Genomic DNA, 12,313 nt, shown 5'->3' on the forward strand with positions numbered 1-12,313 from the left:
CGGTCTCAGGTGCGTGGGAGGTGGTGCGGGGGTCGGCGGCACGGTTTTGCCACCCGCCGCGCAGCGGTGAAAGGGCCGTCGGTGTAGGCCCAGCGCTCGCGAACAGGTAGCGTGCGTATCTCAGCCATCCCGCACAATGGATGACGTAGGTGCGCCCGAGCGTCGGTTCGGACGCGGACGTCGACGCGGCCCACAGGTCCGCTCCGTCCGTTCCACCGCCCTTGAGGCCGCACCCGAGAGACGGCGTAGGAGAGAAGCGATACCTGTGAGCGCAGCGACAACGCGAAGCCGCACCCCCGACCGTCTGTGCGCCGAGGCGGTCGACCTCGCGCGCAGCGCAGCCGAGGAGGCCGCCGCGCCCGGCGTCGTGGGCGAGCACGCGGGTCTGGTCTCCGAGGGCGACCGCGTTGTCACGCACTTCTTCGAGTGCAAGGAACTCGGGTACCGCGGCTGGCGCTGGGCGGTGACGGTGGCGCGGGCGTCCCGCGCGAAGATCGTCACGCTCGACGAGGTGGTCCTGCTCCCCGGCCCGGACGCGCTCCTCGCCCCCGAGTGGGTGCCGTGGAGCGAGCGCCTGCGCCCCGGCGACATGGGCCCGGGCGACCTGCTGCCCACGGACGCCGAGGACCTCCGTCTGGAGCCCGGGTTCACCGGCGAGGACGAGCCGGTGCCGAACTCGGTGGTCTCCGGGGAGATGGCGGAGCTGGTCGAGGCCGAGGACGCGGAGGTCGCGGGAGGCGTCCCCGCCAACCTCGCCGTCGCCCCCTTGCGCGGTTCGATCGCCTCGGTGGCGGAGGAACTGGGCATGCGCCGGGCGCGCGTGCTGTCCCGCTACGGCCTCCATGTCGCCGCGGACCGCTGGGAGGAGGCGTTCGGCGCGAAGACCCCCATGGCCCAGGCGGCCCCGGCCTCCTGCGTCACCTGCGGCTTCCTGGCGCCGATCGGCGGCTCACTGGGCCAGGCCTTCGGAGTCTGCGCCAACGAGTTCTCCCCGGCCGACGGCCATGTGGTGTCGCTGACGTACGGCTGCGGTGGCCACTCCGAGGCCGCGGTGATGCCCAAGCCACCCCGTCCGGCTCCGCCGGTCATCGACGAGACCCGTGTCGACCCGTTCCCGCTGCGTCCGGCGCCGGACTCGGGGTCGGTGCCGGTGACCACCGACGAGGACTCGGCGGAGTTGGGGCACTCGTAGGGCGTTCGGCCTTCAGAGCGTCGGCCGACCGTTGGCCACGTCCTCGTCCTCGGCTCCCTCGGCCTTGTACCGCGGCAGGTTCTCCGTCGAGATCGTCCAGTCGCCGAGCGAAGACGGCGTAGACGGGGATGCCGATCAGGGGGTAGTCGCGCATCTTGGGTGCCCGGCACGTCTGCGGCGCCCGCCCGGTAGGGCGGGCCGCGCGGTCCCCCCATCTGAGCGGTACCTTCGTCGTCACGCCGATGAGGAGAGTCAACGTGAGCAAGTTCGTGCGGCCCGCGGTCGAAGGTGCCGACCCCTTCGGTACGGCCCGTCTGCGTCGCGGAGTCATGGACGCCTGGGCCACCAGCCCCGCCCGTTTCCGGGAGGACGCCAACGCCGAGGAGGATCTCGTCCTCGGCGGGTACCGGGACCGGCTGGTCGTCGAGCTCGCTCAGAACGCCGCCGACGCCGCCGCCAGGGCCGGGGTGGCCGGACGGCTTCGGCTGACGCTGCGCGAAGGGGTGCTCGTCGCCGCCAACACCGGGGCCCCGCTGGACGCGGCGGGCGTCGAGTCGCTGTCCACCCTGCGCGCCTCCGCCAAGCGGGACACGGCTGCCGTGGGGCGCTTCGGCGTCGGGTTCGCCGCCGTTCTCGCCGTCACCGACGAGCCCGCCGTCGTCGGGCGGCACGGTGGCGTGCGGTGGTCCCTCGCCGAGGCCCGGGAGCTGGCCCAGGACATCGCGCGGCACAGCCCGGGACTGGGCGACGAGATCAGGCGGCGGGACGGGCATGTGCCGCTTCTCCGGCTGCCGTTCGCCGCCGAGGGCACCGCCCCCGACCCGTACGACACCGCCGTCATCCTCCCCCTGCGGGACACCGCGGCCGCCGACCTCGCCGAGCGGCTGCTGCACGCCGTCGACGACGCGCTCCTCCTCGCGCTGCCCGGGCTGGACGAGGTCGTCGTCGAGGTCGGCGACGGTGAGCCGCGCACCCTGCGCCGCAGCGTCGACGGCCCCTTCACCGTCGTGGAGGACTCACGCGACGGCGTCACCCACTGGCGTACGTCCGTCGCCCACGGCCCGCTCACGCCCGACCTCCTCGCCGACCGCCCGGTCGAGGAGCGGCTGCGCCCCCACTGGTCGCTCACCTGGGCCGTGCCCGTCAACGCCGCCGACAGCGCCCCGGCCCACCCCCGCACCGCACCGGTCGTCCACGCGCCCACCCCGAGCGACGAACCACTCGGTGTCCCCGCCCTCCTCATCGCGTCCTTCCCTCTCGACACCACCCGCCGCCACGCCGCCCCCGGCCCGCTGACCGACTTCCTCGTGCGGCGGGCGGCGGACGCGTACGCCGAACTGCTCGCCGACTGGCGCCCGGTGAGCGAGGGCATCATCGGACTCGTGCCCGGCCCGCTCGGCAAGGGCGAACTGGACGGGGCCCTGCGGCAGGCGATCCTGGAGCGCCTGCCCCGGACCGCGTTTCTCCCACCCGCCCAGCCGGCCTTCCCGCCCTCCGCCGTCCCCCCGCACGAGCACGACGACTCCGAACCGCCCGAGTCCCTGCGGCCCCGGGACGCCGAGGTCGTCGAGGGCGCCGGTGCCGACACGGTGCGGGTGCTGGCCGAGGTGCTGCCCACGCTGCTGCCCGCCGGGCTCGAACGGCGTGTGGAGCTGCGGACCCTGGGCGTCGCCCGCGTCCCGCTCACCGACGCCATCGACCGCCTCGCCGGGCTGGAGAAGGACCCCGGCTGGTGGCGGCGGCTCTACGACAGCCTCGCCGGCGTCGACCCCGACCGGCTGTCCGGGCTCCCCGTGCCGCTCGCCGACGGGCGCACCACCATCGGACCCCGGCAGGTCCTGCTCCCCACGCCGGACGCCACCGGCATCGATCCGGAGGTGCTCGCCCGGCTCGGCCTCAAGGTCGCCCACCAGGACGCCGCTCACCCGCTCCTGGAGAAGCTCGGCGCGCTGCCCGCCACGCCCCGCGCGGTCCTCACCACGCCCCAGGTACGCGCGGCCGTCGCCGCCTCCCTCGACGACGACGGGGGCGTGAGCTGGGAGGAGGACGCCCCGGACGCCGAGGAGCTGGCCGACACCGTGCTCGCGCTGGTGCGGGACGCGGGCCTGGAGCCCGGTGACGAGCCGTGGCTCGGCGCGCTCGCGCTGGCGGACGAGGAGGGCGAGCCGGCCCCCGCCGGTGAACTCGTCTTCCCCGGCAGCCCCTTCCACCAGGTGATGCGGGAGGGCGAACTGGCCTGCGTGGACGCCGAGTTGGCCGAGAAGTGGGGTGAGCGGCCGCTCGCCGCCTGCGGGGTCCTCGCCAACTTCGCCCTCGTCCGGGCCACGGACGTCGTCCTCGACCCGGACGAACTGGAGCCGAGGGAAGGGGACTTCGCCGAGCCCGACGACGCCGGTCTGCTGGACGCCGTGGACGTGTGGTGCGAGGACATCCTCGACCGCTTCCCCGACACCCCCGTACCGCCGGTCGCCACCGAGCTCATCGCCGTACGCGATCTCGACCTCGTCGACGACGACAAGTGGCCGCAGGCCCTCGCGCTGCTCGCCCAGCCGCCCCTGCGGGACGCGCTCACCCAGCAGGTGCGGATCCTGCTGCCGGACGGCACGCACGAGGTCGTCCGGCCGTACACGGCCTGGTGGCTGCGGGGGAACCCGGTGCTCGACGGACGCCGTCCCGCCGGGCTCCTCGCCGCCGGCGGCGATCCGCTCCTGCGCGGGCTGTACGACGAGGCCGACGCGACCGGCTTCGAGGACGAGCAGGTGCTGCGGGCGCTGGGCGTGCGCACGTCCGTCGCCGCGCTGCTCGACGAGCCGGGCGGCGCCGCCGAGCTCCTGGACCGGCTCGCCGACCCGGACCGTCCCGTCACCTCCGCCCAACTGCACGGCCTGTACGGCGCCCTGGCCGAGCTGGACCCCGAGCAGGTGACCCTGCCGGACGAGCTGCGGGCGGTGGTCGACGGGCGCGTCGAGGTCGTGGACGCGGCGGACGCGGTGGTCGTGGACTCGCCGGATCTGCTGCCCTTCACCGAGGGCGTGCCGTTGCTTCCGGTGCGGCCGTCCCGGGCCGCCGAGCTGGCCGAGCTGTTCCAGGTGCGGCGGCTGAGCGAGTCCGTCACCGGGGAGGTGACGAGCGAGGGCGCCGAGCACGACGTACCGGAGTCGGTGCGGGTGCTGCTCGGGGCGCGGACGCCGCGGTCGTACGTCGAGCACGAGGAACTCGTCGTGGACGGGATCGAGATCGACTGGCGCCTCACCGACGACGGCGCCCTGCACGCCTCGACCCTGGAGGGCGTCGCCGCCGGGCTCGCGTGGGCGGCGGGGCAGTGGCCGCGGCGCTTCGAGGTGGCGGCCCTGCTGGAGGACCCGTCGCGGACGGCGGAGTTGGCGCGGGACCGGTGGTTCGACTGACGGGCGGTGGCCGGCGGCGCGGTTGATCGTGGAATTTCTCGCACAAACTTTTCACTCGACGTACAACTATTCGCATGCCTCGCGAATCTGATCACCTGAGTCAACAGACTCCCTGATCACTTGTGGGGAAAACACATGCGCATGCGTGCCACCCTCGGCGTCGTGACCGGCGCCCTGGCTCTCTCCGTCGTCGCCGTTCCGGTCGCGCAGGCCGACGAGGTCCACGGCGACACGGCGATCTCGAACGTCGTGGTGAACGGTGGCAAGCCGGCGGTCGTCGGCGCGGTCGCGACGAAGACCATCACCGTCTCCTTCACCGTCAAGGACGGCTCGGGCGTCGACTGGGCCCAGGCGATCCTGTACCACGGCGCGGACATCGACAGCTCCGACTCCGGTGCCGTCGCCAACAGCGGCGACGGCCGCGCCACCTGCACGCAGGTCAGCGCCACGACCGCGAACTGCAAGTCCACCTTCGACCTGGAGCCGGCCGCCAACCTGATCAACAGCGTGGCCGGCACCTGGAAGGTCTGGGCGATCGCGGCGGGCAACGACGCCGACTACGTCCAGAAGGACAACGCCAAGAGCTTCCAGGTCCAGCGCCTGTCGAAGCTGACGGTCAACGCCTCGCCGGAGCCGGTGAAGAAGGGCAAGACCATCACCGTCACCGGCAAGCTGACCCGCGCCAACTGGGAGCGCGGCACGTACAACGGCTACTCGACCCAGCCGGTGAAGCTGCAGTTCCGCAAGAAGGGCAGCAACACGTACACCACCGTCAAGACCATCAAGACGAACACGTACGGCGACCTGAAGACCACGGTCACCGCGTCGGTCGACGGCTACTTCCGCTACTCCTTCGCGGGCACCACGACGACCCCGGCGGTCAACGCCACGGGTGACTTCGTCGACGTGCAGTAGGCCCTCGCCGGCTCCGGGTCGCCCGGTCCCGAAGTCACCTGGGACCGGGCAACTCGCCGTGGTTCACCCCGTGTTCATAACACTTGCGCAACATCACCATGCGCGGCACAACCGATCACTCCCGCCGCATATCTGCTCTCGTGAGTCAACAGACTCCAACGATCACTCGGGCCCCGTGTGACCGCGAAACGCGTCACAGCGACCGACGGGGCCCCTTCTCCACGTGGAGAACGCATGCGCATACGAGCCACCGTGGCCGCCGTCTCCGGCGCCCTGGCCCTCTCCGCCCTCGCCGTGCCGGCCGCGCAGGCCGACGACGCCGCGAGCCGTGCGGACATCGCGAAGATCCGCGAGGCCGCGCAGGCCTCGTCCGGGAAGAGCGCCCTGAGCACCCGCGCCCCCGAAGAGGGCCAGCCGTACGCCCTGAACGTCACCTTCTCCAACTTCAAGATCGCCAAGGCGGTCAAGGTGGGGACGACGAACCACGTCTCCACCAAGGTGACGTACACGATGACCCACGGTGCGGACGTGGACATCGCCGCGGACGACTTCTACACGGACCCCTTCATCTACAAGGGTGCCTTCGACGCGCCGGACAACATGCTGTTCGGCAACAACTACGGCAAGTGCACGCCCACCTCGTCGACCACGGCCAACTGCACCGGCACGATCGACTTCTACCCGGCCGACAGCGAGCTCATCAACTCCGACGCCGGCAGTTGGAAGGCCGGCGCGATGGCCATCGCGTTCAACGGCCAGGACCCGGACGGCGAGACCTTCGACATCACCAAGGTCGGCTACAAGGAGCAGGGCAGCCTCGCCTCCACGCTGGTCCAGCGCTACTCCAAGCTGACGGTCAACGCCTCGCCGGAGCCGGTGAAGAAGGGCAAGACCATCACCGTCACCGGCAAGCTCTCCCGGGCCAACTGGGAGGACAACAAGTACCACGGCTACGTCAGCCAGCCGGTGAAGCTGCAGTTCCGCAAGAAGGGCAGCAACACCTACACCACCGTCAAGACCATCAAGACGAACTCGACGGGCAACCTGAAGACCACGGTCACCGCGTCGACCGACGGCTACTTCCGCTACAGCTTCGCGGGCACCACGACGACCCCGGCGGTCAACGCCACGGGTGACTTCGTCGACGTGCAGTAAGAACCAGCGGTACGCCGCTCCGCGCGCCGTCGGCCTCCGGTTCCCGGGGTCGGCGGCGCGCTTCTTCATGCGGGCGCCAAGCGATGCACACGGGGGCGCCAAACATTGCGTATGCGCCGACAAAATCAGGACCTGCCGCTACAACCCGCCCCAGGCACCGCGGATCACACCACGTGAGTCAACAGACTCCTAGATCACCTCTCCCCCTGGGGAACGCACATGCGCAACAGAGCCACCCTGGCCGCCGTCTCCGCTCTCTCCGGCGCCCTGGCCCTCACGGCCCTCACCGCCCCGACGGCTCAGGCCGCCGACTCCGGCACCCCGTATCCGCTGGACGTCAGCTTCTCCGACTTCAAGATCGCCCCGGCGATCAAGGTCGGCACCACCAACCAGGTCACCGCCAAGGTGACGTACACGCTGACCCACGGCGCGGACGTCGACATCACCGCGCAGGACTTCTACACCGACCCCTTCCTCTACCGGGGCACCTTCGGCGGCGACAGCACGCCCGAGCTCTACGGCGACGACTACGCCACCTGCACGGCGACCTCGTCGACCACCGCCACCTGCACCGGCACCGTCGACATCCACCCGGCCGACGGCGACCTGACCAACGCGGAGGCGGGCACCTGGAAGGGCGCCGCGGAGGCCATCGCCTTCAACGGCCAGGACCCGAGCGGCAGCGGCATCGACTACAGCAAGGTCGGCTACAAGGACCAGGGCGACCTCGCCACCACCCTCGTCCAGCGCTACTCGAAGCTCACGGTCAACGCCGGTCCCGAGCCGGTCGCCAAGGGCAGGACCCTCACGATCACCGGCAAGCTCTCCCGCGCCAACTGGGAGGACAACCTCTACCACGGCTACACCGGCCAGCCGGTCAAGCTCCAGTTCCGCAAGGCGGGCACCAGCACGTACACCACCGTCAAGACCGTGTACACCGACTCCTACGGCAACCTGAAGACCACCACCACCGCCACCTACGACGGCTACTGGCGCTACAGCTTCGCGGGCACCACGACCACCCCGGCGGTCAACGCCACGGGTGACTTCGTCGACGTCCGGTAGGACAACGCCCCACGGGGCGCTAAGCGGGGACGCGGCGGTCGACCCACCTCCAGCTGAACTCCAGGACGACCGCCGCCACCGCCGCGACACCGACCGCGATCCACGGCATCGTCACCCCCACCAGCCGCAGCGCGAAGAACTCCTGGAGCCACGGCACGACCAGCACCAGCAGGAACCCGAGGCCCATCGCCGTCACCAGCCCGACCCGCCACCAGGTGTACGGCCGGGCGATGATGGCCAGCACCCACATCGAGATCAGGAACAGCGTCAGCGTGGCGGCGCTGGTCTCCGCGGGCAACGCGTCCGCGCCCGAGTAGGAGTGACGGGCGATCAGATACGTCGTGAAGGTCGCCACCGCGGCCACCACGCCGCCCGGGATCGCGTACCGCATGACCCGCCGTACGAAATGGGGCTTCGCCCGCTCCTTGTTGGGCGCGAGGGCCAGGAAGAAGGCCGGGACGCCGATGGTGAGGGTGGACAGCAGGGTCAGATGGCGCGGCAGGAAGGGGTACTCCACCTGCCAGAACACCACCATCAGCGCCAGCAGCACCGAGTAGACGGTCTTGACCAGGAACAGGGTCGCCACGCGCGTGATGTTGCCGATGACCCGCCGCCCCTCCGCGACCACCGAGGGCAGCGTCGCGAAGCTGTTGTTGAGCAGCACGATCTGCGCGACGGCCCGTGTCGCCTCCGACCCCGAGCCCATCGCCACGCCGATGTCGGCGTCCTTCAGGGCCAGGACGTCGTTCACGCCGTCGCCGGTCATGGCGACCGTGTGCCCGTGCGACTGGAGCGCGCCCACCATGTCCCGCTTCTGCTGCGGGGTGACCCGCCCGAACACCGTGGCCTCGTCGAGCGCCGTCGCCATCGCGTCCTTGTCCTGAGGCAGCCGGCGCGCGTCGACCGTGGCACCGGCCAGCCCGAGCTTGCCCGCCACCGCGCCCACGGACACCGCGTTGTCCCCCGAGATCACCTTGGCGCGGACGTTCTGGTCGGCGAAGTAGCGCAGGGTGTCGGCGGCGTCGGGCCGCAGCCGCTGTTCCAGGACGACGAGCGCGGCGGGCTCGGCGCCGTCGGCGATGCCGGGATCGTCGAGGTCGCGGCCCGCCCGGGCGAGGAGCAGGACCCGCAGGCCCTGCTCGTTGAGGCGGTCGGTCTCGGCCAGGGCGGGGTCGTCCGCGGGCAGCAGCACGTCGGGGGCGCCCAGCAGCCACGTACTGGCCTCGCCGTTGCCCTCGCTGAAGCTGGCGCCGCTGTACTTGCGGGCGGAGGAGAAGGGCAGGGACTCGGTGCAGCGCCAGTCCTCGGCGTCCGGGTAGGCGTCGATGATGGCCTTCAGGGAGGCGTTCGGGCGGGGGTCGGACTCGCCGAGGGCGCCGAGCACCTTGCGTACGTACTCCTCGTCGCTGCCGTTCAGCGGCCGCAGTTCGGTGACGTCCATGCCGCCCTCGGTGAGCGTGCCGGTCTTGTCGAGGCAGACCGTGTCCACGCGGGCCAGGCCCTCGATGGCGGGCAGTTCCTGCACCAGGCACTGCTTGCGACCGAGGCGGATGACGCCGATGGCGAAGGCGACGGAGGTGAGCAGCACCAGCCCCTCCGGGACCATGGGCACGATGCCGCCGACGGTCCGGGCGATCGAGTCGTCGAGGTCGTTGTCCTTGACGAACAGCTGGGTGATGATCAGGCCGGTCGCGGCCGGGATCATCATCCACGTCACGTACTTGAGGATGGTCGAGATGCCGGAGCGCAGCTCGGAGTGGACGAGCGTGAAGCGCGAGGCTTCTTCGGCGAGCTGGGCGGCGTAGGCCTCGCGGCCGACCCTGGTGGCCTGGAAGGCGCCGCCGCCGGCGACGACGAAGCTGCCGGACAACACCTGATCCCCGGGCCGTTTGACCACCGGATCCGCCTCCCCGGTGAGCAGCGACTCGTCGATCTCCAGCCCGTCGGCCTCGACGCACACCCCGTCCACGACGGCCTTGTCGCCCGGCCCGATCTCTATCAGGTCGTCCAGCACGATCTCGGACGTGCTGACCTCGGCGGCGACCCCGTCCCGCCGCACGGTGGGCCGCGCCTCGCCGATCACGGCGAGCGAGTCGAGGGTCTTCTTCGCCCGCCACTCCTGGATGATCCCGATGCCGGTGTTGGCGAGGATCACGAAGCCGAACAGGCTGTCCTGGATCGGCGCGACGAACAGCATGATCACCCAGAGCACGCCGATGATCGCGTTGAACCGGGTGAAGACGTTGGCGCGGACGATGTCGGCCATCGACCGGCTGCTGCGCACCGGTACGTCGTTGACCTGCCCGCGCGTGACCCGCTCGGCCACCTCGGCCGCGGTGAGTCCGCCCGTCGCCACCGGGGCGGGGGCGGGGTGCACAGGGTTGTCCACTTCGGCGCCCGCGTCGGTATGCGTCATGCATTCGACGGTACGTGCGGACGTACGGCTTCACCCGCCGAGTGCGCGGAAGTTCCGACCCGGGGAGGACGGGAACGGCCCGATGTGGTGCCGTGGTTGTACGCCCTCAGTCGGTGGCGGGGGCCTTGGCGTCGTCCTCGGCCCGCGTCGGCGCCGCCGCCCGCTTGATCGCCGCGTCCCGCCTGCGGACGTACCAGATGCCGATGAGCCCCAGCCCGCCGCCGGCCAGACAGGTCCACACCCACCAGGTGTGCCCGTGGTCGTCGAACCAGCCGTAGAACGGCAGCTGCACGACGAAGAGGACGAACCAGATGATCGTGCCGCCGGTGATGGTGGCGACCACGGGCCCCTCCAGGGGCTCCGGTGCCTCGTGCTTCGGGGTCCACTTCGCCATGGAGGACAGCTTACGAGGCGCCGGTGTCTACGCGCGGAGATGGCCGATCCGGACTTTATATGTTCATACTGAAACGGTTTGTGTCTGACCACTTCTCTTCGTAGGAAACGCCAAGCACATGTCCACCTCGGCCCCCGCCAAGGTCCCCGCCCCTGAACAGCCGGGAGCCGGCCCCGCCTACGGCGCGCTCGACCGCTTCTTCAAGATCTCCGAACGCGGCAGCACGCTGCCCCGTGAAATCCGCGGCGGTTTCGCCACCTTCTTCGCGATGGCCTACATCATCGTGCTGAACCCGATCATCCTCGGCAGCGCGAAGGACATGTACGGGCACCAGCTCGACAACGGGCAGCTCGTCACGGCGACGGCCGTGACAGCGGCGTTCACCACGCTTCTCATGGGCGTCGTCGGCAACGTGCCGATCGCGCTCGCCGCGGGCCTCGGCGTGAACTCGGTCGTCGCCCTCCAGTTGGCGCCCCGTATGTCCTGGCCGGATGCCATGGGCATGGTGGTGCTCGCCGGCTTCGTGGTCATGCTGCTCGTCGCCACCGGTCTGCGCGAGCGCGTCATGAACGCCGTCCCCTACAGCCTGCGCAAGGCCATCTCCATCGGCATCGGCCTGTTCATCATGCTGATCGGCCTCGTGGACGCCGGCTTCGTCTCCCGCATCCCGGACGTCGCCCAGACCACCGTGCCGCTCCAACTCGGCGGCGACGGTCACCTCAACGGCTGGCCGGTCCTCGTCTTCATCCTCGGCGCGCTGCTCACGCTCGCGCTCATCGTGCGCAAGGTGTCCGGCGCGATCCTCATCTCGATCGTCGCGATGACCGTGCTCGCCGTCGTCATCGAGGCGGTCGCGAAGGTGCCGTCCTGGGGCCTGACGACCCCGAAGTGGCCCGGCAACCCGGTCGCGAGCCCCGACTTCGGGCTGATCGGCCAGGTCAGCCTCTTCGGCGGCTTCGAGAAGGTCGGCGTGCTGACCGGCGTCCTCTTCGTCTTCACGGTCCTGCTCTCCTGCTTCTTCGACGCCATGGGCACGATCATGGGCGTCAGCGACGAGGCCAAGCTGACCGACGCCCAGGGCCAGATGCCCGGCATCAACAAGGTCCTGTTCGTCGACGGCCTCGCCGTCGCCGCGGGCGGCGCCAGCTCCTCCTCGGCCACCACCGCCTTCGTGGAGTCCACGGCCGGCGTCGGCGAGGGCGCCCGTACCGGACTCGCGAACGTCGTCACCGGCGCCCTGTTCGGGGTGGCGCTGCTCCTGACCCCGGTCGCGACCATGGTCCCGTCCCAGGCGGCCACCCCGGCGCTGCTCGCGGTCGGCTTCCTGATCCTGGCCAACTCGGTCAAGGAGATCGACTGGGCCGACTACACGCTCGCGATCCCGGCCTTCGTGACGATGGTGATGATGCCGTTCACCTACTCGATCACCAACGGCATCGGCATGGGCTTCATCACCTTCGTGGTGCTGCGTCTGGCGGCCGGGCGGGGCCGGGAGGTGCCGGTCGCGATGTACGCCGTGGCGGCGGTGTTCGCCTTCTACTACCTGATGCCGGCGCTGGGGCTCACGTGAGGCCGTAGAACTTCTCGGTCTCCTCGACGGCGGACTGGAACCGTTCGTCGAAGTCATCGCGGATGAGCGTCCGGACGACGTAGTCCTGGACGCTCATTCCTCTTCTCGCCGCATGCTCCCGGAGTCGTTCGAGCAGCTCGTGGTCTATCCGCAGGCTGAGCACGCTGGTCCCCATGGATACGAGGGTTGCCGCACCTGC

The 12,313-nt window shown here is 70.8% G+C and carries 9 protein-coding genes; 6 read left to right on the plus strand and 3 right to left on the minus strand.

Features of this window, described 5'->3' with window-relative positions:
- Positions 1-265: 265 nt before the first annotated feature.
- The 5 genes from ABZ078_RS09575 (at position 266) to ABZ078_RS09595 (ending at position 7,734) form a co-directional block, all read left to right on the plus strand.
- Positions 266-1,192 carry a DUF3027 domain-containing protein gene (locus ABZ078_RS09575; protein WP_356573346.1) on the plus strand — a complete coding sequence of 309 codons (927 nt, stop codon included), beginning with the start codon at positions 266-268 and terminating at the stop codon, positions 1,190-1,192.
- A 257-nt stretch (positions 1,193-1,449) separates the two neighbouring features.
- The gene (locus ABZ078_RS09580; protein ID WP_356573348.1) at positions 1,450-4,599 is read left to right on the plus strand and encodes a molecular chaperone Hsp90; all 3,150 of its coding nucleotides are present in this window, start codon (positions 1,450-1,452) and stop codon (positions 4,597-4,599) included.
- Between the two features lie 135 nt (positions 4,600-4,734).
- A complete protein-coding gene (locus ABZ078_RS09585; RefSeq protein WP_356573350.1) occupies positions 4,735-5,514 on the plus strand; it encodes a calcium-binding protein in 780 nt (259 codons plus the stop codon).
- Positions 5,515-5,748: 234 nt separating this feature from the next.
- A complete protein-coding gene (locus ABZ078_RS09590) occupies positions 5,749-6,669 on the plus strand; it encodes a hypothetical protein (protein ID WP_356573352.1) in 921 nt (306 codons plus the stop codon).
- Between the two features lie 219 nt (positions 6,670-6,888).
- Positions 6,889-7,734 carry a hypothetical protein gene (locus ABZ078_RS09595; protein WP_356573354.1) on the plus strand — a complete coding sequence of 282 codons (846 nt, stop codon included), beginning with the start codon at positions 6,889-6,891 and terminating at the stop codon, positions 7,732-7,734.
- 19 nt (positions 7,735-7,753) lie between these two features.
- Here ABZ078_RS09595 and ABZ078_RS09600 read toward each other — a convergent pair whose 3' ends face one another.
- Both ABZ078_RS09600 and ABZ078_RS09605 read right to left on the minus strand, forming a co-directional pair.
- Positions 7,754-10,150, minus strand: coding sequence for a cation-translocating P-type ATPase (locus ABZ078_RS09600; RefSeq protein WP_356573355.1), 2,397 nt, complete (start codon positions 10,148-10,150; stop codon positions 7,754-7,756).
- 106 nt (positions 10,151-10,256) lie between these two features.
- Complete coding sequence (locus ABZ078_RS09605; protein WP_356573357.1) at positions 10,257-10,544, minus strand: DUF2530 domain-containing protein; 288 nt, start codon at positions 10,542-10,544, stop codon at positions 10,257-10,259.
- Between the two features lie 118 nt (positions 10,545-10,662).
- Here ABZ078_RS09605 and ABZ078_RS09610 point away from each other — a divergent pair, with 118 nt between their 5' ends.
- Positions 10,663-12,114: an NCS2 family permease gene (locus tag ABZ078_RS09610; protein WP_356573359.1), complete on the plus strand. Its 1,452-nt coding sequence runs from the start codon at positions 10,663-10,665 to the stop codon at positions 12,112-12,114.
- On the opposite strand, the gene ABZ078_RS09615 is transcribed toward ABZ078_RS09610, so the two are convergent.
- A complete protein-coding gene (locus ABZ078_RS09615; protein WP_356573361.1) occupies positions 12,107-12,289 on the minus strand; it encodes a ribbon-helix-helix protein, CopG family in 183 nt (60 codons plus the stop codon). The two genes, ABZ078_RS09610 and ABZ078_RS09615, sit on opposite strands and share 8 nt — an antisense overlap.
- Between the last annotated feature and the right edge of the window lie 24 nt (positions 12,290-12,313).

This window comes from Streptomyces sp. NPDC006385 (genome assembly GCF_040612485.1).
Taxonomy (GTDB): Bacteria; Actinomycetota; Actinomycetes; order Streptomycetales; family Streptomycetaceae; genus Streptomyces.

Coding starts and splice junctions, on each gene's coding strand:
- ABZ078_RS09585 (WP_356573350.1), top strand. CDS start 4,735: ATGCGCATGCGTGCCACCCTCGGCGTCGTGACCGGCGCCCTGGCTCTC.
- ABZ078_RS09590 (WP_356573352.1), top strand. CDS start 5,749: ATGCGCATACGAGCCACCGTGGCCGCCGTCTCCGGCGCCCTGGCCCTC.
- ABZ078_RS09595 (WP_356573354.1), top strand. CDS start 6,889: ATGCGCAACAGAGCCACCCTGGCCGCCGTCTCCGCTCTCTCCGGCGCC.
- ABZ078_RS09600 (WP_356573355.1), bottom strand. CDS start 10,150: ATGACGCATACCGACGCGGGCGCCGAAGTGGACAACCCTGTGCACCCC.
- ABZ078_RS09605 (WP_356573357.1), bottom strand. CDS start 10,544: ATGGCGAAGTGGACCCCGAAGCACGAGGCACCGGAGCCCCTGGAGGGG.
- ABZ078_RS09610 (WP_356573359.1), top strand. CDS start 10,663: ATGTCCACCTCGGCCCCCGCCAAGGTCCCCGCCCCTGAACAGCCGGGA.
- ABZ078_RS09615 (WP_356573361.1), bottom strand. CDS start 12,289: ATGGGGACCAGCGTGCTCAGCCTGCGGATAGACCACGAGCTGCTCGAA.